This window comes from Micromonospora sp. NPDC005197 (assembly GCF_040608295.1).
GTDB lineage: Bacteria > Actinomycetota > Actinomycetes > Mycobacteriales > Micromonosporaceae > Micromonospora.
Genome location: NZ_JBEXHY010000095.1, coordinates 1 through 20,693, shown reverse-complemented (window position 1 = coordinate 20,693; position 20,693 = coordinate 1). Strand labels below are relative to the sequence as shown.

Here is a 20,693-nt window from a genome sequence, read left to right as displayed (position 1 = left end):
GCCCCGACCCGCCGGGGCCGCCGCCGCTGACGGCGGTGCGACGAGCCGCGCGGTACGCGGGCACGGCGGCTCCGGCCGGCCCGACACCCGTCGGCGGTCCCTGCGCCTGCCGAACGCCGCGCCGGAGCCGGTCCCGCTCACCCAGACGGCTGCTGCCGCCGCGCGAGGTTTCGTGGGTGACGACGCCGGGTAGCCACGGCCGACGCGGACCGGCATCGACGGGGGGCACGGCGTGGGCTACCGAAAGCGCGACGGTGAGCTGCCGGGCGACCCGCAGCACAGCGAGGACGAGGCCGGCCAGGTGCCGTTGGTGCAGGTCGAGGCGGACACCGAGGTCCCGCCGCCGGCCGACACCGACATGCCACCGGACATCGTCACCGAGGACAACAGCTCGGGCATGACCGGCGGCTCCTCCGGCAGCAGCGGCGGCGGGTCGAGCATGCCGGGGCACCCCGACGCGACCCGCCGAACCGAGCGGACGACCTAGGGCCTGTTTCATAAGAACTGGCCGGCCTGCGGCGGGCCCGGACGACGACCGGCGGCGTTGCGGTTTCGTCCGGATACAACACCGGTATCCGGACGAAACCGCGCCTTGCCGGATCGCCGCCCGGACTCCGCCTCGGCTCGACCGCCCTTATGAAACAGGCCCTAGCGGCTCGCCAGCGCCGCCCGCGCCTCGGTCATGCCCTTGTTGGCCAGACCGTCGGCGCGCTCGTTCTCCGGGTGACCGTTGTGCCCCTTCACCCACAGCCAGGTGACCTCGTGCCGCTCGCAGGCCGCCTCCAGCCGCTGCCACAGGTCGGCGTTCTTGACCGGCTGCTTCGCGGCCGTCCGCCAGCCGTTTCGCTTCCACGACGCCAGCCAGCTCGTGATGCCGTTACGCACATAGGTGCTGTCGGTGTGCAGCTCGACCGTGACGGGCCGGTTCAGGCTCTCCAGGGCCTGGATGGCCGCCATCAGCTCCATCCGGTTGTTGGTCGTCGGGGTCGCCTCGCCACCGCACAGCTCCCGCTCGTGGTCGCCGTAGCGCAGCAGGGCGCCCCAGCCGCCCGGTCCGGGGTTGCCGCTGCACGCCCCGTCGGTCCAGATCTGCACGCCCCTGCCGGCCGCCGCGTCCACCATGGCAGGCAACCTACCGGGCGGTGACCTCGCGCTGGCCTGTCGGGGGCCGCCACGCCGGGGCCGGAGGCACTAGGGTCTGCCGGATGGACCGGCACGTCGCGTTCGACCGTCTGCACAACTTCCGCGACCTCGGTGGTCACCGCACCGACGACGGGCGTACGGTCCGCTGGCGCCTGCTCTACCGCTCGGACTCGCTGGGCAAGCTGGCGGGCGCCGACCTGGACCGGTTCCACGCCCTCGGCGTCGGCACGGTGATCGACCTGCGGTATCCGTGGGAGATCGCCGCACGGGGTCGAGCACCACAGATCGACGGGCTGGCCTGGCACAACCTCAGCATCGAGCACCGCCCCTACGATCAGGCGACGATCGAGGAGACGGTCGACCCGTGGCGCTACCTCGCCGACCGGTACGCCGAGGTCGCCGAGGACGGGGTCGCCGAGCTGCGCCAGGCGTTGGAGGTGATCGCCGCCACCGAAGCGCCGCTGGTCTTCCACTGCGCGTCCGGCAAGGACCGCACCGGCCTGCTGGCCGCGCTGCTGCTGGCCCTGCTGGGCGTCGACGAGGAGCAGATCGTCGCCGACTTCGCGCGCACCGAGCTGGCCACCGAGCGCCTCATCGCCGACTGGCGGGCCCTGAACCCCGAGCGTGAGCTGCGCTGGCCCGGGTACGGTCGCGCCCCCGAAGCCGTCATCCGGCACTTCCTGGCCGACCTGACCACCGCGTACGGGTCGGTGGTCGGCTACGCCACCGACCGTCTCGACGTGAACGAGTCGTTGACCACTCGGCTGCGGGGGCGGCTGCTCACCGACTGAGGGCACCGCGCAGGTCGCGCCGGTGGCCGATAATCATGCGCGCGATCGCTGCCTGCTCTGTCAGAGTCGACGACCGTGGACGGGAACTGGGACGGCCTGCGGGCCGACGTACGGCAGACGATCGACGAGCTGATCGCCAGCGGCCGGGAATCCGGGGTGCAGGTCGCCGCGTACCTCGACGGCGAGCCGATCCTGACGGTGCAGGCCGGGATCGCCGACCGGGCCACCGGCCGGGCACTGGGGGCGGACACCCCGGTCTGGAGCGCGTCCACCGGTAAGGCCGTCACCTCGACCGTGGTACACGTGCTGGCCGAGCGCGGCGAGCTGGACTACGACCTGCGGATCGCCGACGTGTGGCCGGAGTTCGCCCGGCACGGCAAGGAGCGGATCACCCTCCGGCACGCGCTCACCCACACCGCCGGCGTGCCCGTCCTGCCCGCCGACGTGACGCCGGAGGACTTCACCGACTGGGACCGGATGTGCGCCGTCGTGGCCGACGCGGAGCCGATCGCCCCACCCGGCGAGGTGAAGGCGTACCACGCGTGGACCTTCGGCTGGCTGGTCGGTGAGGTGGTCCGCCGGGTGACCGGCCGGCGCGTCTCGGCGGTGCTCGCTGAGGACGTGGCCGGGCCACTCGGTGTGGCCGACGAGCTGTACCTCGGTGTTCCGGCGGCCGAGCTGGGCCGGCTGGCCCGTGTCGAGGACCGCAACATGGCGGCGCTGTTCGACTACGCGAGTGCCAACCTGCCGAACTTCGACCGGGTCGCCCCGGCGGGCGTCCGACCGGGTGCGCAGGTCGGCAGCCGCGCCGACGTCCTGGCCGCCGATGTGCCGGCCACCGGCACCGTGACCGCGCGGGCGGCGGCACGGATGCTCGCGGCGCTGATCGGCGAGGTGGACGGTGTCCGGCTGATCTCGCCGGCCCGGCTGCGGGAGGCGACGACGCTGGACGGGCCGCCCGGACCGGAGTGGGTGTTCGGGCAGGAGGCGACCTGGGGCCTCGGGTACGCGGTGGACGACGACGGTTCGTTCGGCGCGGCCGGCAGCGGCGGCAGCCTCGCGTACGCGTACCCGGAGCTGGGGTTGACTATCGCGGCGACGAAGACGCTGCTCGGGGCCGGTGACGGTGACCCGATGGAGGACCTGCGCGTGCTGATCCGCGACCGGGTGACCGCCCGGCGCTGACCGGCCCGGGTCAGGTTTCCGAGTCGGCGACGGGCCGGAGCGGCCGGCCCACCACGGCCGCCGGGATGGCCGGCGCGGGCCGGGCGGGCCGCAGCCGGTCGCGCACGCGGTGCGCCGCGTCGCCGGCCGTGGCGGCGATCATCGGCAGCAGTCGAGTGGAGTTCATGATCGCGATCTCCTCGGCGGGGGTGGTGACGCCGTCGAGGAAGCGCAGGACCCGCTCGGGCGGGTTGCGGTCGAAGAGCCGATCGAAGAACTCGGGACCGCCGACGCCGCCCCGGTCCAGCGCGCGCAGCGCCACCGCGTCCATCCAGCGGTGCCGGGCCGGGTACGCGGCCTTCGGCACTGGCGGCTGGTTGGCGGCGAGCGCGCGGGCCACCTGGTCGGCCTGGCGGTACATGGCGGAGAAGGTGAAGCCGGTGGAGGGGCGGGTCGCGCCCCCGGCCGTGCCGAGGCGGACGACGCGCGGCGAGGGCCGGGCCGAGAACGGCGCGTCGGTCATCGGGATCACCCCGTTCTCCACCTCGCGGACCCGCAGCCCCGCCGGGTCGAGCCCGAGCAGGTCGCGGTAGCCGGCCAGCGCCCTGTCGTACCCGGCGTCGGTGAGCAGGCCGGGTGAGAACTCGGTGTACTCGACCAGGGCGTACCGGTCGCTGACCGGCAGCACGTAGCCGAAGGAGACGCCCCGGGCGGGCTGCGGGGTGCGGAAGTCCATGAGCACCGCCCGCCGCGGGTCGAACGCCGGGCGGTCGGACTCCAGCCACCAGCCGCGGAAGTGTTGCAACCAGGTCGTCCGCCCCGCTCGCGCGGGTGGGCGGGGGCGGGAGTCGAGCACCCAGCCGGCCCGTACGACACGCCCGTCGCCGGTGCGGACGACCACCCGGGTGCCGTCGTCGGTCACCGTCTCGGCCGGGGCGACGATCCGGACGGCGTCCAGCCGACGCTCGGCCTCGGCAGCCCGGTCGTAGACCGGGCCGGAGCGCAGCATGGCGTACCGCAGCGGGGTCAGGTCGAGGACGCGGCGCCGCGCGGGCGTCGCCACCTCGACCTGCCGCCAGCTCGCGCTCAGCAGCGGGTCGAGGTCGGCGCTCGGGTCGCCCCAGAACGCCCAGGTGCGGTCCTGGCCGCGCCGTCGCACCGGGTCGACGACGGCGATCCGCAGGTCGCGGACACCGTGCCGGTCCAGCGCGGCGAGCAGCAGCGAGGCGGCGCCCCCGCCGCCGAGCAGCGCGAGATCGACGTCGAGCGGGGCGGAATCGGTCACCGCACCACGCTGCCACACCGCCCCGGCGGCCGCACACGCCGCTCCCGTCACTCGGCCTCGCGCGAGGTTGACACGCAACCATTCGGTTGCCTAAGTTATCGGCAACCAAATGGTTGCTTTTCGGGGGGGCGGCGGATGGACGAGGCGTTCCGGGCACTGGCCGATCCCGGCCGGCGGCGGCTGCTCGACCGGCTCAACGCACGCAACGGCCAGACCCTGCGAGAGCTCTGCGACGGGTTGCCGACGACCCGGCAGGCGGTCAGCAAGCACCTGTCGGTGCTGGAGGCAGCCGGCCTGGTGACGACCGTCCGGCGCGGCCGGGAGAAGGTGCACTTCCTCAACGCCGCCCCGATCAACGCCATCGCCGACCGGTGGCTGAGCCGCTACGACCGGCAGCGGGCGACCGCGCTCGCCGACCTGAGCACAGCATTGGAGGAACAGCCCATGGCAAGCCCCACTTTCGTCTACACGACATACGTCACCACCACCCCGCAGCGGCTGTGGGCCGCGCTCACGGAGCCCGCCTTCACCCGCCGCTACTGGGGTGGGGTCGCGCTGGTGTCCGACTGGCAGGTCGGGTCACCGGTGCTGTGGCAGGACGCGCCGGAGGGCGAGCCTCGCGATCTCGGCCAGCGGGTGCTGGTCGCCGAGCCGTACCGTCGCCTCTCCTACAGCTGGCACGGCTTCCAACCCGAGCACGCCGAGCACTTCGGCTGGTCCACCGAGGAGCTGGCCGCTCGGCTCGGCGAGCGCCGGTCGACGGTGACCTTCGAGATCGAGCCGCACGGGCCCTCGGCCGTCCGGTTGACCGTCATCCACCACGACTTCTCCCCGGACAGCGAGATGCACCGGGCGATCAGCGGTCAACTCGACGGCAGCGGCGGCTGGCCGGAGCTGCTGGCCAGCCTCAAGACCCTCCTGGAGACCGGCGAGCCGATGCCCGAACCGGCACCGGCCGAGCGGGCCGGCTGAGCGAGCCGGCTGAGCGGGCCGGCGGGCATTTCCGCCGTGGTTGGGCCATACCTCGCCATCGGCCCAGCCGCGACAGCCCGACCCGAGCGGACATCGATCGGAGCACCGGCACCCCTCGGGCCGTCCGGGTCCAAGCGCTGCTCTCCCCCGCCTTCGGGTGGACACGTGACGGCAACGAAGGTTTCTCATTTTCACCTGATCGGGGTCCCAACCGACCTAGTGTTGGGCACACCGGTGCTAGTCACGGAGTTGGCCACCCGAACGACGTCCCACGCAGTCAGCGGACGAAAAGTGAGGGAAGACGCGTATGAAGGTCTCAACAGCACTCTGCTCTGCGGCGCTCGGCGTGGGCCTCGGCACGCTCCTGCTGCCGGGCGCCGCACTGGCCGACACCGTCGTGTCACCGGCCACCACGCCGGTCGGAGGAACCGTCGTGCTCACCGCGACGACCTGCAACCCGAAGTCGGGTGACGTCATCTTCCGGGTCACCGGACCCAACCGCGACGAGAACGTCCGATCCACCACGGCCGCCGCTGGCGGCGGCCTCAGCGCCGAACTGTTCACCGCCGGGTTCACCCTCGGCACGTACACGGTGGCCGCGACCTGCGGCGACGGCAGCTCGGCGGGCAGCGCCACGTTCACCGTCACCCCGATCGGTGGCGCCCCGGCCGGCTCGGGCGGCGACAACCGCGACGGTCGCGACGCGGGCGCCCTCGCCGCCGGAGGCACCCTGCTCGGCACCGCCGCCGCGGGCGCGGTGCTCCTGTTCCGCCGGCGTCGTCCGGTGTCCACCGTCGCCTGACCGGCGACGCGCTCCATCCCTGAGGACGGGTGCCCGTGCCGGTGACACCGGCACGGGCACCCCGACGATCCCTACGGAGGTCAGCACGTGTGGAGGCGACGGACCCTGCCGGCGGTGGTCGCCCTGCTCGGCGTGTCCGGGCTGGGGCTGATCACCGTCGGCCTCACCGCCGAGCCGGCGCGTCCCCCACGCCCGCCGGTCGACGCGCCGACACACACCCGGCCCGCGCCGGACCTGGCCCCGCTGCCCCGCGCCGCGCCCGTCCGGGTCCAGATTCCGGCCATCGGTGTACGCGCGGAGATCGTCGCCGTCGGCGTGGACGCCGCCGGGGTGCTGGAAGTCCCCCCGCTGGACAAGCCGACCCTCGCCGGCTGGTACAAACACGGCGTCAGCCCCGGAGAGACCGGCAACGCCGTCCTGGTGGGACACGTCGACTCGCCGGCCGGCCCGGCGGTCTTCTTCGACCTGGGTCGACTGCGCGCCGGCCAGGAGATCCAGGTCACCCGCGCCGACGCGCGGGTCACCACGTTCACAGTGGACGGCGTCCACGCGTACCCCAAGGACCGCTTCCCCGGCGGCCTGGTCTACGGCCCGGCGGACGCCGCCGGACTGCGCCTGATCACCTGCGGCGGCCGGTTCGACGACACGACCGGCAACTACGTGGACAACATCGTCGTCTTCGCCACCCGCACCGCCTGAGCCGACAGCCCCCGCTGTCGGGAGCCGGACGCCGCTGGGCAGAATCCGGTGGCACCATGCCCTGCGAGCACCGTGGCCGCGTCGGTGCGCGGGAGGGGGCGCGTCGTGGATCAGCGAGCGGTACGGGACCGGGCCGGTCGAGGCGTACGCGCCCTGGCCCGGCGGCTGCTCGGCCGCCCGGGCGGTGAGGCTCCCACGCCCCGCCGATCCAATCCGGACGCCGTGGTCGACTGCGCCGTCTACGTCAACGGCCGACGGGAGCCGGGCCGGCCGCACTACGCCGACGCGTACGCCCGTGCCCGCCGGGGCCGCGACGCCTTCGTCTGGCTGGGGCTGCACGAGCCGGGGCCGGCCGTGCTCGCCGCCGTGGGGCGCACCTTCGGCCTCGACGAGCTGACCGTCGAGCAGGCGCTCGCCGACGGGCACCGGCCCACCGTGCAGCGGCACGGACCGGTCACCCTGCTGGTGCTGCGCACCGCCGGGTACGTGGAGCACGCCGAGCTGACCGACACCTCCGAGGTGATCGACACCGGCGACGTGATGGTGCTGCTCGGCGACCGGTTCGCCGTCACCGTGCGGCACGGCGCCGCCGGGGCGCTGCGCGACGTCCGCGCCGACATCGAGCGCCGCCCCGCGCTGCTGGCCGCCGGGCCCTGGGCGGTGGCGTACGCGGTCTGCGCCCGGATGGTCGACACGTACCTGGAGGTGGCCGGGCACGTGGAGCGGGACCTGGAGCGGGTCGAGGAGGCGGTGTTCGCCCGCGACCGTTCGGCCGACATCCAGCACATCTACCAGCTCAAGCGGGAGGTGGTGGAGTTCAAGCGGGCGGTGCTGCCCCTGCAGACGCCCATGCGGACGCTGCTCGACCCGGGCGCCGACGGGCCGCCGCGTGCCCTGCACCGCTGGTTCGTGGACGTGGACGGCCGGTTGGCCCGGGCGGTGGACCGGGTGGCGGCGTACGACGACCTGCTCACCTCGATCGTGCAGTCCCGGTTGGCGCAGCTCGCCGTCGAGCAGAACAACGACATGCGCAAGATCGCCGCGTGGGCGGCCATCGCGGCCACCCAGACCGGCATCGCCGGCGTCTACGGCATGAACTTCGACCACATGCCCGAGCTGGCGTGGCGCTACGGCTACGCCGGGGCCCTGGCCCTGATGGCGGCGGCGGCCCTCGCCCTGTACCGCCTGTTCCGCCGCTCCGGCTGGCTCTGAGCCGCGGCGCGATGGTGGGCATCGCGGCCGCGAGCGGTCAGCGCGGGCGGGTCAGCGCGGGCGGCTCAGGAAGGCGCGGATCCGCTCCCGCGGGCGGTCGGTCAGCTCCGGGCCGTGGGTGAACGCGGCGATGTCGTACTCCAGCTCCCCGAGCACGTGGGAGGTCTGCCGGGTCATCCGGAAATCGCTGCACAGCAACTTCGGTGACCAGCGGACGCCGAGCACGTTGAACAGCGCGTCCCCGGTGATCAGCAGTCGGGTCGGCTCGTGCAGCAGCGACACGTGACCGGGCGAGTGCCCGGGGGTGTGCACCACCCGCAGGCCGCCGCCGACGTCGAGCACGTCGCCGTCGGCGAGCGGCTGCGCCACCCGCACGGCGGGAAACCGGCCGCCGGCCACCCGGGTGAAGAACCGGCCGCCGGTCACCGCCGGGTCTGCGGGCGGGTTGTGGCCGGCCTCGGCGTACGGGATGTCGTCGGCGTGCGCGGCCACCGGGGCGCCGGTGCGGCGGGCCAGTTCGGCCGCGCCACCCGCGTGGTCCGGGTGCGCGTGCGTCAGCACGATCCGGGTGACGTCGGCCGGCACCTTGCCCATCGCGGCCAACCCGCGCACGATCCGGGCCGGCGCTTTGGCCAGCCCGCAGTCGACGAGCGTGACACTGCCGTCGTCGTCGACGAAGGCGTACGAGTTGACGGCCGAACGCCCCACGGTGGGGATCCGCCAGACGTTCGGGGCGAGCGATATCGCGGGGGAACGCGTCATGGCGCGAGTCTAGGGAGAATCGTCAACCATCACTGCCCGTCGACCACCGGCCCGCCACCGTCCGGGCGGGGGCTAACCTCGCCCGGGTGATGTGGCAGCGGTACGTGGCGATCGGCGACAGCACCACCGAAGGGCTCGACGATCCGGACGACGCCGGCGGCTACCGGGGCTGGGCCGACCGGTTCGCCCTGGCGGTGGCGCGCGCCCAGGGCGGCCTGGAGTACGCGAACCTGGCCATCCGTGGCCGGACCACCGCGCGAATCCGCGCCGAGCAGCTCCAGCCGGCCCTCGATCTCGCCCCCGACCTGGCCACCGTGGTCGCCGGCATGAACGACGTGCTGCGCCCCTCCTTCGACGCCGACCAGGTCGCCGAGGACGTCGCGGCGATGCAGCGGGCACTCGTCGGGCAGGGCGCCACCGTCCTGACCTTCACCATGCCGGACCCGGCGCCGGTGATGCCGCTGGCCCGGCCGCTGCGGGGCCGGATGCTGGCACTCAACGAGGCCCTGCGCGCGGCCACCGCGCAGACCGGGGCCACGCTGCTCGACCTGGGAGCGCATCCGGTCTCCTCCGATCCACGGCTGTGGAGCGACGACCGGCTGCACGCCAACAGCGCCGGGCACGCGCGGATCGCCGCCGCGCTGGCGTACACCGCCGGTCTGCCCGGGTTCGACGACTCCTGGACGGCGCCGCTGCCGCCGGCGCCGCTGCGACGCCGCGCCGAGGTGCTCGGCGCCGAGCTGGCCTGGGCCCGCCGGCACCTGCTGCCCTGGGTGGCCCGGCACCTGCGCGGCCGGTCGTCCGGGGACGACCGGGTCGCGAAACGGCCGGTCCCCCTGCCGGTGGCGCTGGACGGCTGACGGCCGGCCGCTCGGGGCGCCCGGCGGTGCGGCAGGATGGCGGGATGGGCAGGGGTACGGGTGGCCGGCGGGCGAACGCGACGACCGGACGGGTCTGCCCGTGCGGCTCCGGCCAGGCGTACGCCGACTGCTGCTTCCCGCTCCACGGCGGTACCGCCCAGGCGCCGACGGCCGAGGCGCTGATGCGCTCCCGGTTCAGCGCCTTCGCCCTCGGCGACGCCGACTACCTGCTGCGCAGTTGGCACTCGTCGACCCGACCCGCTCGACTGGAGCTGACCCCGGGGCAGCGGTGGACCCGGCTGGAGATCGTCGAGACCGAGCGCGGCGGTCTGCTCGACGCCACCGGCACGGTGACGTTCCACGCCCACTACCGCGAGGCGGGTCGGCCGGGCACGCTGACCGAGCACAGCCGGTTCGTCCGCGAGGACGGCCGGTGGGTCTACCTCGACGGCGACCAGCCCTGACTCCTGAGCCGGGAGGTCATCGCGGGGACCCAGCCGTCACGGTGTCGGTCCGGAGTGTTGCCGGCGGGCCAGCAGCGCCAGCGCCACCACGAGGTACGCCCCGGCCGCCGCCGCGAACGCCACCGCGTTGCCGGCCGCCGTGGCGACGAGACCGTAACCGGCGTACGTCCCGATGATCAGCAGGTCGGTGGCCATCCCGGCCAGCGAGGTGACGGTGGCCCGACTGGTGCCGGTGATCCGGGCCTGCAACCGCGCGTCGGCCAGCACGGTGGCCAGTTGCGCGGCGCCGAACGCCACCGCGAGCAGCACGAAGCCCGCCGGGTGCCGGACCAGAGCGCCCCCGGCCAGCGCGACGGCGACCAGGCCGAGCAGCGCGGCGTAACCCCGGTGGCCCAGCCGCTCCCCCGCCGGGGCGAGCAGCCCACCGACGGTGACGCCGGCCCACAGCAGCAGGAGCAGCAGCGGCACGGCCTGCGCGCCGACGCCGGTGTCCACGGCCAGCAGCGGCGTGTACTCGTCCAGCGCGCCCCAGTCGGCGGCCACCACCGCGACCAGCAGGACGGCCGCCCGCACGGGGGGCCGGGAGCGGACCTGCGTCACACCGGCCCGCAGCGTGTCCCACCAGGTCAGGTCGCCGTCGTCGTCCGGTGTCGCCGACTCGGGCGGCTGATCGCCGTGCAACGCGGCGACGGGCGGCACGGCAACCGCCGGGTCGTACGCCGGTGGCGGCGGGTCGTGCGCGGGCGGTGACGGTGACGCGCCGGGCGGCGGGCGGTGCTCGGGAAACCGGGCCGCGACGGCGGCGGCGAGCAGGCAGGCGAGCACGCTGGCCGCGCCGACCGCCGGGTACCCGCCGACGGCGAGCACCGGGCCGGCGAGCACCCCGGTGACCACCACGCCCAGCACACCCGCCGTCCGTGCCCGACCGAGCACCCGGGCGTACCGGCCGGCGGCGCCGAGCCGGTCCAGTTCGGTCCAGACCAGCGCCTCCAGGGCGCCGGACACCAGCGCCCCGCCGGCGCCCCACAACAGGAACCCGACCGCGAAGGCCGGGTACGACGGGATCAGCACCCACAGCGCGTAGCCGGCGGCGGTCACCAGCGGGGCGAGGCGCAGCAGCAGCCGGCGCGACACCGCGTCGGCCCACGCGCCGGACGGCACCTCGAACAGGATGCCGGCGGCCGACCAGATGACGAACAGCGACGAGATCTGCCCCACCGACAGGCCGGTGTCGGCGAAGAGCACCACGTACAGCGGGTAGAGCAGGACGAGGTCACTGAGGAACGCGTACCCGTAGAGGGTCACCGACAGCCGGCGGACCGCCGGGTCGGGCACGCGCGAGGCGAGGTGGGTCATGGGGCCTTCCCGTGGGAGTGGAGACGGACACCGGACGTGCGGTGCCCGTGGCGGTCCACGGGTGCGGCCTACGGCGTTGGATCAATGTCGCCAGGTCATGTCGGCGATGGTAGACCGGCGTCAGGGTGCCGGCCAGCGCTTTCGGCGTGCCGGCCCGACGGGAGCGGGGCGGGATCCGCGTGGATCCCGCCCCGCCGTCGCGCCGAGGTTCAACGCCGGTGGGGATCCACCGGCGGGATGACCGTCGTGGTCTCGCTGTCGTCGCTGCTGCTGCGCTGGCCCGGAACCCCGCCGCTGATCACCTGGGTCGTGTCGGCGTCACGGTGGGGATCCACCACCTGCGTGGTGTCCGGGTCGGTCGAACGGGCCACCACCTGCGTGGTGTCGTCGACGCTGTCGGCGGGACGGGTCACCACCTGGGTGGCCTCCGGGTCGGACGGCCGGGTCGTCACCTGCGTCGCGTCCGCCTCGGCGGGACGGGTCACCACCTGCGTGGCCTCCGGGTCGGACGGCCGGGTCGTCACCGGGGTGGCGTCCGCGTCGGCGCGGGCGGCCGTCGAGCGGGCCAGTTCGGCCTCGGCGTCGCGGCGACCGGCCCGGTAGGCACGGGCGTGCGTGGCGATCAGCTGCGACTCCTGCTCGGCGCGGGTCAGCCACGCCTCCCAGCGACTCTGCATCGGACGGATGAGGCCGCCACCGACCCCGACGACGAGGATGCCGCCCACAGTGGCCAGCACCGCGATCAGCACCGGGGTGGTGACCGCGGTGGCCACGCCGATCTGGTTCAGCGCCGCGATGACGCCCAGGCCGAGGATGAACACCGAGGCGATACCGGCCAGCACCCGACCGTACGACAGCCCGCCGAGCGCGCCGCTGATGATGTCCTTGACGGCGTTGGCGATGGCGGCGGCGACCACGACGATGACGATCGCGACGAAGGCGCGGGGCAACCACGCGACCACGGCCGTGATCAGGTCGGAGATCGGGTTGGGCCCCCAGATGCCGAAGGCGAGTTGCAGGGTGAGCAGCAGCACCGCGTAGTAGACGAGCTTCGCGACGATGTCGCTGGCGTCGTACCGGGAGCGGTTCAGGGCCCGGCGGATGCCGCCGCGCTCGACGGCGCGGTCGAAGCCCACGCGTTCGAGGACCTTCTCCACGATCTTCAGTACGGCCTTGGCGATCAGCCAACCGGCCACCAGGATCGCCAGGAAGGCGACGGCCTTGGGCAGGAAGAGCATCACCGAGCGAAGGGCGTCGCCCACCGCGTCGCTGACGTTGTCACTCATAGGGTCGTTCCTCCATGCGGAGCAGCCGGGATGGTAGGCCACCGACCTACCCCCACCAGCGGACGGGGAAACGCCGCTCCCGCTCGGAGGGTCTAGCGCGCGGACGAGTCTTGGCAATATTCTCCGGAGTACGTGCGGCCACTGGAGCTACTTTTCATCCCCCCGCCGTCGGCCGCAGGAGGAGATGTCATGCACGTCGACCATTCCGAAGTGGACCGCCGAACGCTGCTGCGGGCCGGTCTCGGCGCGGCCACGGTCGCCGTCGTCGGAAGCGAACTCGCCTTTTCGGGCGCGGCGCAGGCCGCTCCCGGCACCGACCTGGACTGGATCATCAGCTGCGACGAGTGGGCCGCCCGCCCGCCGAAGGACCCGCTGTCGGTCAGCGCCATCCCCACCAACAAGATCATCGTGCATCACATGGCATTCCCGAACGTCACCGACTACTCCCGCGAGCAGGCGGTCAAGCTGGCCCACGACTGCCAGGACCTGCACATCGACGGCAACGGCTGGTCGGACACCGGCCAGCACTTCACGGTGAGCCGCGGCGGCTACGTGCTGGAGGGCCGCCGGGGCAGCCTGGAACGCCTCGAAGCGGGCGACCGTCAGATGATCTCGGCGCACTGCCCGGGCGAGAACGGCCGGGCCATCGGCATCGAGAACGAGGGCACGTACGTCACCGAGACCCCGCCGGAGGCGCTGACCGACTCGCTGGTCAAGCTCTGCGTGGCCATCTGCCGGCAGTACGGGCTGCACGCTTTCGACATCTTCGGCCACTGGGACTTCCGCACCACCGACTGCCCGGGCGCGGCGTTCTACCGGCAGTTCCCGCAGCTGCGGCGGCGGGTCCACGCGGCCCTCGGCACCAAGCTGGGTGACGTGCCGGCCCGCCGCTGGCCGGATCTGTGGCGGTTCGTCAACTCGCCGTCGGTCCGGGTGGTGCAGCACCTGCTGGCCTACCGGGGCTACGCCGTGACGGTCAGCGGCACGTTCGACGCCGCGACCGTGGCCGCCGTGCAGGACTGGCAGGCCCGCAACGGCATCGCCGTGGACGTGGACGCCACGCTCACCACGCCGACCTGGGAGACCCTGGCGCCCGAGCTCGACCAGCACGCCGCCGGCGCGCCGGTCACGGCCGTCCAGGAGATCCTCGCGACCAAGGGGTACGCGGTCACCGTCACCGGCGCGTACGACCACGCCACCCGCGGGGCCGTGCAGGACCTGCAGGCGCTGCACGGGCTGCCCCGCAACGGCAAGCTCAGCACGAGCACGTGGTGCGCGATCGTCGGCGGCACGGTCCGCCAGTCGTTCACGCACCACTGACCCTCCGCCGGAGGCGGCGCGGGGTGATCCCGTGCCGCCTCCGCCGCGGGCGGACGCTGGTCAGCAGTACGCACCCGGGGCCTGAGCAGCGCAATGTCGCCGGCGCGTCGGTTTGGCCGGCGGCGCGGGCGGAAAGGTTGCCGAGCATGACATGGGCCCGTCGAGCCGTACCCGCCGTCGCCGCCGCCGTCGCGGCACTCGCCGCGCGGGATCTGATCCAGCGCGACCACGCGCTGCTGCGCAACTTCCCGGTGCTCGGCCGCGCCCGGTACCTGCTGGAGGCCATCGGGCCGGAGCTTCGGCAGTACATCGTGGCCGGCAACGACGAGGAACGCCCGTTCACCAGAGACCAGCGTCGCTGGGTGTACGCGTCGGCGAAGCAGGAGAACAACTACTTCGGCTTCGGCACGGACAACGACATCGAGCACACGCCCGGCTACCCGATCATCAAGCACCGCACGTTCGGCCGGGCCGTGCCGCCGTCGTCCCCGACGGCCGGCCACGACGTACGGCTGCCGTGCGCGAAGGTGCTGGGCGCGGCGCGGGATCGGGCACGCGCGTTCCGACCGGAGTCGGTGGTCAACATCTCCGGGATGAGCTTCGGCTCGCTCTCCGGCAACGCCATCACCGCCCTGAACAAGGGGGCCGCGCTCGCCGGGTGCCTGCAGAACACCGGCGAGGGTGGCCTGTCGCCGTACCACCGCAACGGTGGTGAGCTGGTCTTCCAGCTCGGCACGGCGTACTTCGGCTGCCGCGACGAGCACGGCCGGTTCAGTCTCGACCGGCTCAAGGACCTGGTCGCCAGCGCCCCCGTCCGGGCCTTGGAGATCAAGCTGAGCCAGGGCGCCAAACCGAGCCTCGGCGGGCTGCTGCCCGGGGCGAAGGTGTCCGGCGAGATCGCCGCCACCCGGGGCATCCCGGCCGGGCAGGACTGCGTGAGCCCGTCGCGGCACGCCGAGTTCTCCGACTGTGACAGCCTGCTCGACTGGGTGGAGCTGCTGGCCGCCGAGACGGGCCTGCCGGTCGGCATCAAGTCGGCGGTCGGCGACCTCAGCTTCTGGCAGGAGCTGGCCAGCCTGATGCGGGACACGGGCCGGGGCGTCGACTTCATCACGGTCGACGGCGGCGAGGGCGGCACCGGCGCCGCGCCGCTGATCTTCACCGACTCGGTGTCGCTCCCGTTTCAGCAGGGCTTCTCCCGGGTCTACAAGGTCTTCGCCGAACACGACCTGCACGAGCAGGTGGTGTTCGTCGGCAGCGGCAAGCTCGGCCTGCCGGACAACGCCATCGTGGCGTTCGCGCTCGGCTGCGACATGGTCAACGTGGGTCGGGAGGCGATGCTGTCGATCGGCTGCATCCAGGCGCAGAAGTGCCACACCGACACCTGCCCCACCGGGGTGGCGACGCAGAACGCCTGGCTGGCCCGGGGCCTCGACCCGACGCTCAAGTCCGTCCGGGCGGCCAACTACCTGCGGACGCTGCGCCGGGACCTGACCAAGGTCGCCGAGGCGTGCGGCGTCGAACACCCCGGCCTGATCGGCACGGACGCCGTGGAGATCCTGGACGGCCGCACCGGCTCCACCCCACTGCACGAGGTGTACGGCTACCGACCGCACTGGGGCCTGCCCTCGCCGGCCGACCAGAAGGAGATCATCCGGCTGATGGCCCCGGAGTCGCCCCGGGGCGGCAGCGCCCCTCCGTCGGCGACCGCCGTCGGCTGAGGGCGGCGGAATCAGACGCGGCCCACCGCTCGGGGCGGCCATGACTCCGACGAGCGGTATACCTATGGGTCATATTTATGACTCACAGGTATATGGCTCTGCCGCATCATGCCCACCGGTCGCGCTGCCGGACCGCGCGGGTCGCGCGCGGCGCCTCCGGAGCGCGGCGGAGCGGGGTCGCGCAGATCGCGCGCGTCGCCTCCGGAGCGCGGCGGAGCGGGGCCGCGCAGGTCACGCGCGTCGCCTCCGGAGCGCGGCGGAGCGGGGCCGCGCAGGTCACGCGCGGCGCCTCCGGAGCGCGGCGGAACGGGGTCGATGTCGCGTCGCCCGGCACGACGGTCGCGTTGGGCAGCATGCGGATCGACGGGCCGGGGCATTCGTCATCGGCGATCGCCGACCGGTAAACGCGTGGAGCTGCTGCCGGCGACACCCGTATCGTGGCGCGGTGCTGATCAGACGCGAGACCCCCGCCGACGTCGACGCCATCCGCGCGGTGCACGCCGCCGCCTTCGCCAAGACCACGGACGACGCCGCGCCGGTCGAGGCGACGCCGGTCGACACACCGCAAGTCGAGGCGACGCCAGTCGACGCACCGCAAGTGGACACACCGCAAGTCGAGGCGACGCCGGTCGAGGCGACGCTTGTCGACGCGCTGCGGGCCGACGAGGGCTGGCTGCCCGCGTACTCCCTGGTGGCGACCGATTCGGACGGCCAGGTGGTGGGGCACGTGGTGGCCACCCGCGGCCGGGTGGGCGGTGAGCCGGTGGCGTTGGGCCTGGGGCCGCTCGGCGTGCTTCCCGCGTGGCAGCGTCGCGGTGTCGGCACGGCGTTGATGCACGCGGTGCTCGGCGCGGCCGACGCCCGCGACGAACCCCTCGTGGTGCTGCTCGGGCATCCCGAGTACTACCCGCGCTTCGGGTTCCGGCCCGCCGTCGAGTTGGGCGTCACCCCGCCACAGCCGTGGGGTGCGCGGTACTTCATGGCCCGGCCGCTCAACGCGTGGCGCGAGTCGATCCGGGGCGAGTTCCGCTACGCCCGCCCCTTCGACGACCTGTGAACCCACCGCGCGTCCGCCGCCGGCGTGCCGCCGACCTCGACGGCTGCGTCGCGGCGCTCGCCGACGTCCACCGGGTGGACCGCTATCCGCTGAACTGGCCGGCCGACCCGCACCGCTGGCTGCGCGAGCCGCACCCGGCGCGCGCCTGGGTCGCCGTCGACCCCGCTGGAACGATCGTCGGACACGTCGCGGTGCACCGCCTGCCCGACCCGGCGGACGAGCCGCGCGCCGATCCGACGGCCGAGGTGGCTCGGCTCTTCGTGGCGCCGGCCGCCCGCGGGCTGGCGCTGGGCAGCACTCTGCTGGCCCGGGCACGGCACTGGGCGGACGCGCGCGGGGTGCGTCTGGTGCTCGAGGTGGTCGCCGACGGCGCCGCGGCCGTCGCCCTGTACGAGCGCACCGGATGGCGGTACACGGGCAGCAGCACGGCATCGTGGACCGCCCCGGACGGCAGCCCGGTGTCGCTGCGGCGTTACACCGTGCGCTCCGACGCCGACCCGGCCATCGCCGCGAGCCGGCGGGCGAGCAGGGCGGCGGCCTCGCGCAGCTCGGCGGGCTCCACCACCTCCACCTCGTAGCGCAGGCGGGCGATGTGCGCGGCGAGCCCGTCCAGGCTGTCGCCGCCGACGACGAGCACGCACCAGCCGTCGCGACCGGCCTCGACGCGCCCCACCTGTGGTGGGACCGCCTCGCGCACGCGCTCGGGCGGGGCGTGCACCCGCACCCGGGCGAGATACCGGTAGGACGCGTCGGTCACCGACCGCTGCACGAAGGCGATCGGATCCGGATGGTCACGCGCCGGGAAGCGCCAGGTCGTCGCCACCGTGGCCCGCATCCGGTCCAGGCGGAACGTACGCCAGTCGTCGCGATCGACGTCCCAGGCCATCAGATACCAGCGACGGCCGGTGGTGACCATCCGGACCGGCTCGACCGTCCGCTCCCGCTCACCGCTGTCGCGGCCGGCGTAGTGGAACCGCACCCGCACCGCGTCACGACAGGCACGGGCGAGTGTCACCAGCAGCTCCGCGTCGATCTCGACCACCGGGCCGATGAGCGTCTCCGTCCAGCCGTGCACCGCTCGCACCTCGGCGCGCAGCCGCGCCGGCATCACCTGGTCGAGTTTCGTGAGTGCCCGCAGGGCCGCCTCGGCTGCCCCGGCGACCGTGCCTCCCGACGCCAGTCGCAGGGAAACCGCCGTAGCGATCGCCTCTTCGTCGTCGAGAAGCAGCGGCGGCAGCCGGGTGCCCGCGCCGAGCCGGTAGCCGCCGCCAACGCCAACCGACGCCTGGACGGGATATCCGAGTGCGCGCAGCCGTTGCACGTCACGGCGCACACAGCGGTCGGTGACACCCAGCTCGGCGGCGAGTTCGGTGGCCGTCCACGACGACCGCCGCTGCAACAGGGCCAGCATCCGCAGCACCCGCTCCGTCGTCGCCTCCACCGTCACCCGCCGATCGTTGCACGAATAGCGGAACGATCCTGTCCGCCAGGCACGAGAGGGTGGCGGCATGACCAGCCAGACCAGGAAAGAGGGAGCTGTCATGGCCCGCGAGGTGCAGATAACGTTCGACGCCGCCGACCCGGCCAGCCTGGCGGCGTTCTGGGCCGAGGCCCTCGACTACGAGTTGCAGGGGCCGCCCGGGGACTTCGACTCGTGGGACGCCGCACTGGACGCGATGGGTGTGCCGCCGGAGCGCCGCAACGACGCGTCCGCGGTGGTCGACCCCAAGGGTGCGGGGCCGCGCCTGTTCTTCCAGCGCGTGCCGGAGGGCAAGCAGGCCAAGAATCGCGTGCACATCGACGTGCGGGCCGCCCCCGGGCTCACGGGTGACGACCGGATGGCGGCCCTGGAGGCGGAGGCCGAACGGCTCGTCGCCCGCGGCGCCACCCGCCTCGCACGGCACGAGCCCGCTCCCCCGCTCGGCGCCGGTCACCTCGTGCTCGCCGACCCCGAGGGCAACGAGTTCTGCCTCGACTGATCGGGCGTTCGCCCAGCTCACTGCCGCGATGGTCGGGCGTCGTGCGAACATGTGTACGTGTCGACCGGCGCCCACATCCTGCACGCCGACCTGGACGCCTTCTACGCGTCCGTCGAGCAGCGCGACGACCCGCGCCTGCGGGGGCGGCCGGTGATCGTCGGCGGTGGTGTGGTGCTCGCCGCCAGCTACGAGGCGAAGGCGCGGGGCGTCCGCAGCGCGATGGGTGGCCAACAGGCGCGCAGGCTGTGCCCGGACGCCATCGTGGTGCCGCCCCGGATGGCGGCGTACACGCAGGCCAGCCGGGCCGTGTTCGAGATCTTCCGGCAGACCACGCCGCTGGTCGAGGGGCTCTCCATCGACGAGGCGTTCCTCGACGTGGGCGGCCTGCGGCGGCTGGTCGGCGCACCGGCCGACATCGCCGAGCGGCTGCGCCGGGAGGTCCGCGACCGGGTCCGCCTGCCGATCACGGTGGGCGTGGCCCGGACGAAGTTCCTGGCCAAGGTGGCCAGCGGGGTGGCGAAACCGGACGGGCTGCTTGTCGTCGCCCCCGACGCCGAGGTGGAGTTCCTGCACCCGCTGCCGGTGGAGCGGCTGTGGGGCGTCGGCCCGGTCACCGCGGCCAAGCTGCGGGAGCGCCGGATCCGTACCGTCGGGGAGGTGGCCCGGCTCGGCGAGGCCGCGCTGGTGTCCCTGCTCGGAGCGGGCGCCGGCCGGCACCTGCACGCCCTGGCCCACAACCGCGACCCCCGGTCGGTGCAGGTCGGCCGCCGCCGGGGCTCGATGGGCGCGCAGCACGCGTTGGGACGTACCCCGCATGCCCCGGCGGAGCTGGACGCCATCCTGGCGGGCCTGGTCGACCGGGTCACCCGGCGGATGCGGGCGGCCGGGCGGTCCGGGCGCACGGTGGTGCTGCGGCTGCGCTTCGGCGACTACACCCGGGCCACCCGCTCGCACACCGTCCGCAAGGCGACCGCGGACACCGTGCCGCTGCTCGCCGCCGCGCGGGCGTTGCTGCGAGCCGCGCTACCGGAGATCGACAGGCGGGGCGTCACCCTGGTCGGCGTCTCAGTGGGCAACCTCGACGACAACCCGGTGCAGCCGGAACTGCCGTTCCAGGCCGACACCGGGGCCGACCTGGACGCCGCGGTGGACGCGGTCCGCGACCGGTTCGGCTCCTCGGCGCTCACCCGGGCGGTGCTGCTGGGCCGGGACCCGGGCGTCGAGATGCCGCTGTTGCCGGACTGACGGGACGACGCACTGCCCGCCCGGATGTCGTCAGGACCGCGAGGTCGCGGTGTTGCTCAGATGACGGCCGACATATCCGATGCGGCCGGGGTCGCGCGGCGGGGCGGCCTCGCCCACCGGTCGCATCGGCGCTGCCACGCAGATCACAGCAGGTGGGGGTTTTGCCGGCGGTGCGAGTGGAGACGTTTCGCGGAATCAGCCTGACAGGGGGGACCACCATGTCCGACGACATGAGCAACCGTGCGAGCCGGCGTGCCGAGCGTCCGCGCGACGTGACCGATCCGCTGCTCTGGCAGCTCGCGCTCGACGTGCTGGCCGCACACGAGTCGGACGGAGAGGGCGCGTGCCGCAACCTGCTCTGCGCCGGCCAACCCTGGCCGTGTGCGGCGCGCAGCACCGCTGAACAGTCGCTCCGGCTGGCCCGTCGGGCGGACGACACACCGCCCACAGCCGCCCCGCAGCGACCCGACGCCGCCGCGTCGGCCGGCCGGTCCCCGGAGCGGGCCTCGGCTCCGCGGCAGACCCGTGCGACCGGGTCGCTGTCGACGGCGACCGCCTCGGCCGCCTGACGCCCA

At 74.0% G+C, this 20,693-nt stretch carries 23 protein-coding genes; 17 read left to right on the top strand and 6 right to left on the bottom strand.

The genetic code is table 11. From position 1 onward, the window contains the following. On the top strand, positions 1-193 hold a 193-nt coding region (locus ABZU46_RS24195), incomplete at its 5' end, for a hypothetical protein (RefSeq protein WP_354861287.1). A 39-nt stretch (positions 194-232) separates the two neighbouring features. Next, the gene (locus ABZU46_RS24190) at positions 233-487 is read left to right on the top strand and encodes a preprotein translocase YidC (RefSeq protein ID WP_354861285.1); all 255 of its coding nucleotides are present in this window, start codon (positions 233-235) and stop codon (positions 485-487) included. A 161-nt stretch (positions 488-648) separates the two neighbouring features. On the opposite strand, the gene rnhA is transcribed toward ABZU46_RS24190, so the two are convergent. Next, entirely contained in the window at positions 649-1,122 is a 474-nt protein-coding gene (gene rnhA, locus ABZU46_RS24185; protein ID WP_007459445.1) for a ribonuclease HI, read from the bottom strand. Positions 1,123-1,205: 83 nt separating this feature from the next. Between rnhA and ABZU46_RS24180 the strand changes: the two genes are divergently transcribed. Both ABZU46_RS24180 and ABZU46_RS24175 read left to right on the top strand, forming a co-directional pair. After that, positions 1,206-1,934, top strand: a complete 729-nt coding sequence (locus ABZU46_RS24180) for a tyrosine-protein phosphatase (RefSeq protein ID WP_354861283.1) — start codon at positions 1,206-1,208, stop codon at positions 1,932-1,934. Positions 1,935-2,009: 75 nt separating this feature from the next. After that, complete coding sequence (locus ABZU46_RS24175) at positions 2,010-3,119, top strand: serine hydrolase domain-containing protein (protein WP_354861282.1); 1,110 nt, start codon at positions 2,010-2,012, stop codon at positions 3,117-3,119. A 10-nt stretch (positions 3,120-3,129) separates the two neighbouring features. On the opposite strand, the gene ABZU46_RS24170 is transcribed toward ABZU46_RS24175, so the two are convergent. After that, positions 3,130-4,383: a lycopene cyclase family protein gene (locus ABZU46_RS24170; RefSeq protein ID WP_354861280.1), complete on the bottom strand. Its 1,254-nt coding sequence runs from the start codon at positions 4,381-4,383 to the stop codon at positions 3,130-3,132. Between the two features lie 135 nt (positions 4,384-4,518). Here ABZU46_RS24170 and ABZU46_RS24165 point away from each other — a divergent pair, with 135 nt between their 5' ends. The 4 genes from ABZU46_RS24165 to ABZU46_RS24150 all read left to right on the top strand — a co-directional run bounded on the left by ABZU46_RS24165 (position 4,519) and on the right by ABZU46_RS24150 (position 8,068). Continuing rightward, positions 4,519-5,355, top strand: a complete 837-nt coding sequence (locus ABZU46_RS24165; protein WP_354861278.1) for a metalloregulator ArsR/SmtB family transcription factor — start codon at positions 4,519-4,521, stop codon at positions 5,353-5,355. A 307-nt stretch (positions 5,356-5,662) separates the two neighbouring features. Beyond that, positions 5,663-6,157: a hypothetical protein gene (locus ABZU46_RS24160; RefSeq protein WP_354861277.1), complete on the top strand. Its 495-nt coding sequence runs from the start codon at positions 5,663-5,665 to the stop codon at positions 6,155-6,157. A gap of 87 nt (positions 6,158-6,244) precedes the next feature. Further along, entirely contained in the window at positions 6,245-6,856 is a 612-nt protein-coding gene (locus ABZU46_RS24155; protein ID WP_354861275.1) for a class F sortase, read from the top strand. A 105-nt stretch (positions 6,857-6,961) separates the two neighbouring features. Next, positions 6,962-8,068 (top strand): magnesium and cobalt transport protein CorA, encoded by a 1,107-nt coding sequence (locus tag ABZU46_RS24150; protein ID WP_354861273.1) that lies wholly within the window; start codon positions 6,962-6,964, stop codon positions 8,066-8,068. Between the two features lie 51 nt (positions 8,069-8,119). Here the strand turns inward: ABZU46_RS24150 and ABZU46_RS24145 are convergent, their stop codons facing one another. Then, positions 8,120-8,830 carry an MBL fold metallo-hydrolase gene (locus ABZU46_RS24145; RefSeq protein WP_354861271.1) on the bottom strand — a complete coding sequence of 237 codons (711 nt, stop codon included), beginning with the start codon at positions 8,828-8,830 and terminating at the stop codon, positions 8,120-8,122. Positions 8,831-8,919: 89 nt separating this feature from the next. Here ABZU46_RS24145 and ABZU46_RS24140 point away from each other — a divergent pair, with 89 nt between their 5' ends. Both ABZU46_RS24140 and ABZU46_RS24135 read left to right on the top strand, forming a co-directional pair. Beyond that, positions 8,920-9,690: an SGNH/GDSL hydrolase family protein gene (locus ABZU46_RS24140; RefSeq protein WP_354861290.1), complete on the top strand. Its 771-nt coding sequence runs from the start codon at positions 8,920-8,922 to the stop codon at positions 9,688-9,690. 44 nt (positions 9,691-9,734) lie between these two features. Beyond that, positions 9,735-10,154 carry a YchJ family protein gene (locus ABZU46_RS24135; RefSeq protein ID WP_354861269.1) on the top strand — a complete coding sequence of 140 codons (420 nt, stop codon included), beginning with the start codon at positions 9,735-9,737 and terminating at the stop codon, positions 10,152-10,154. 36 nt (positions 10,155-10,190) lie between these two features. Here ABZU46_RS24135 and ABZU46_RS24130 read toward each other — a convergent pair whose 3' ends face one another. Further along, entirely contained in the window at positions 10,191-11,510 is a 1,320-nt protein-coding gene (locus ABZU46_RS24130) for an MFS transporter (protein WP_354861267.1), read from the bottom strand. A gap of 209 nt (positions 11,511-11,719) precedes the next feature. After that, positions 11,720-12,796, bottom strand: coding sequence for a hypothetical protein (locus tag ABZU46_RS24125; RefSeq protein WP_354861264.1), 1,077 nt, complete (start codon positions 12,794-12,796; stop codon positions 11,720-11,722). A 189-nt stretch (positions 12,797-12,985) separates the two neighbouring features. On the opposite strand from ABZU46_RS24125, the gene ABZU46_RS24120 reads away from it, so the two are divergent. The 4 genes from ABZU46_RS24120 to ABZU46_RS24105 all read left to right on the top strand — a co-directional run bounded on the left by ABZU46_RS24120 (position 12,986) and on the right by ABZU46_RS24105 (position 17,472). After that, positions 12,986-14,116 (top strand): N-acetylmuramoyl-L-alanine amidase, encoded by a 1,131-nt coding sequence (locus ABZU46_RS24120; RefSeq protein WP_354861263.1) that lies wholly within the window; start codon positions 12,986-12,988, stop codon positions 14,114-14,116. 146 nt (positions 14,117-14,262) lie between these two features. Then, positions 14,263-15,837 (top strand): FMN-binding glutamate synthase family protein, encoded by a 1,575-nt coding sequence (locus ABZU46_RS24115; RefSeq protein ID WP_354861261.1) that lies wholly within the window; start codon positions 14,263-14,265, stop codon positions 15,835-15,837. A gap of 445 nt (positions 15,838-16,282) precedes the next feature. Next, a complete protein-coding gene (locus ABZU46_RS24110) occupies positions 16,283-16,894 on the top strand; it encodes an N-acetyltransferase (protein ID WP_354861259.1) in 612 nt (203 codons plus the stop codon). After that, positions 16,891-17,472 carry a GNAT family N-acetyltransferase gene (locus ABZU46_RS24105; protein ID WP_354861256.1) on the top strand — a complete coding sequence of 194 codons (582 nt, stop codon included), beginning with the start codon at positions 16,891-16,893 and terminating at the stop codon, positions 17,470-17,472. Before ABZU46_RS24110 ends, ABZU46_RS24105 begins: the two co-directional genes overlap by 4 nt. On the opposite strand, the gene ABZU46_RS24100 is transcribed toward ABZU46_RS24105, so the two are convergent. Next, positions 17,367-18,341, bottom strand: coding sequence for a YafY family protein (locus ABZU46_RS24100; protein ID WP_354861253.1), 975 nt, complete (start codon positions 18,339-18,341; stop codon positions 17,367-17,369). The genes ABZU46_RS24105 and ABZU46_RS24100 overlap by 106 nt on opposite strands. A gap of 94 nt (positions 18,342-18,435) precedes the next feature. Here ABZU46_RS24100 and ABZU46_RS24095 point away from each other — a divergent pair, with 94 nt between their 5' ends. From ABZU46_RS24095 to ABZU46_RS24085, 3 genes are all read left to right on the top strand, one after another. Next, on the top strand, positions 18,436-18,873 hold the full coding sequence (locus ABZU46_RS24095; protein ID WP_354861289.1) for a VOC family protein: 438 nt from the start codon (positions 18,436-18,438) through the stop codon (positions 18,871-18,873). Between the two features lie 57 nt (positions 18,874-18,930). Next, positions 18,931-20,118, top strand: a complete 1,188-nt coding sequence (dinB, locus tag ABZU46_RS24090; RefSeq protein WP_354861252.1) for a DNA polymerase IV — start codon at positions 18,931-18,933, stop codon at positions 20,116-20,118. Positions 20,119-20,348: 230 nt separating this feature from the next. Then, positions 20,349-20,687: a hypothetical protein gene (locus ABZU46_RS24085; RefSeq protein ID WP_354861251.1), complete on the top strand. Its 339-nt coding sequence runs from the start codon at positions 20,349-20,351 to the stop codon at positions 20,685-20,687. The last annotated feature ends 6 nt before the right edge of the window (positions 20,688-20,693 follow it).

Coding starts and splice junctions, on each gene's coding strand:
- ABZU46_RS24085 (WP_354861251.1), top strand. CDS start 20,349: ATGAGCAACCGTGCGAGCCGGCGTGCCGAGCGTCCGCGCGACGTGACC.
- ABZU46_RS24115 (WP_354861261.1), top strand. CDS start 14,263: ATGACATGGGCCCGTCGAGCCGTACCCGCCGTCGCCGCCGCCGTCGCG.
- ABZU46_RS24125 (WP_354861264.1), bottom strand. CDS start 12,796: ATGAGTGACAACGTCAGCGACGCGGTGGGCGACGCCCTTCGCTCGGTG.
- ABZU46_RS24120 (WP_354861263.1), top strand. CDS start 12,986: ATGCACGTCGACCATTCCGAAGTGGACCGCCGAACGCTGCTGCGGGCC.
- ABZU46_RS24160 (WP_354861277.1), top strand. CDS start 5,663: ATGAAGGTCTCAACAGCACTCTGCTCTGCGGCGCTCGGCGTGGGCCTC.
- ABZU46_RS24140 (WP_354861290.1), top strand. CDS start 8,920: ATGTGGCAGCGGTACGTGGCGATCGGCGACAGCACCACCGAAGGGCTC.
- ABZU46_RS24165 (WP_354861278.1), top strand. CDS start 4,519: ATGGACGAGGCGTTCCGGGCACTGGCCGATCCCGGCCGGCGGCGGCTG.
- ABZU46_RS24135 (WP_354861269.1), top strand. CDS start 9,735: ATGGGCAGGGGTACGGGTGGCCGGCGGGCGAACGCGACGACCGGACGG.
- ABZU46_RS24095 (WP_354861289.1), top strand. CDS start 18,436: ATGGCCCGCGAGGTGCAGATAACGTTCGACGCCGCCGACCCGGCCAGC.
- rnhA (WP_007459445.1), bottom strand. CDS start 1,122: ATGGTGGACGCGGCGGCCGGCAGGGGCGTGCAGATCTGGACCGACGGG.
- ABZU46_RS24180 (WP_354861283.1), top strand. CDS start 1,206: ATGGACCGGCACGTCGCGTTCGACCGTCTGCACAACTTCCGCGACCTC.
- ABZU46_RS24130 (WP_354861267.1), bottom strand. CDS start 11,510: ATGACCCACCTCGCCTCGCGCGTGCCCGACCCGGCGGTCCGCCGGCTG.
- ABZU46_RS24145 (WP_354861271.1), bottom strand. CDS start 8,830: ATGACGCGTTCCCCCGCGATATCGCTCGCCCCGAACGTCTGGCGGATC.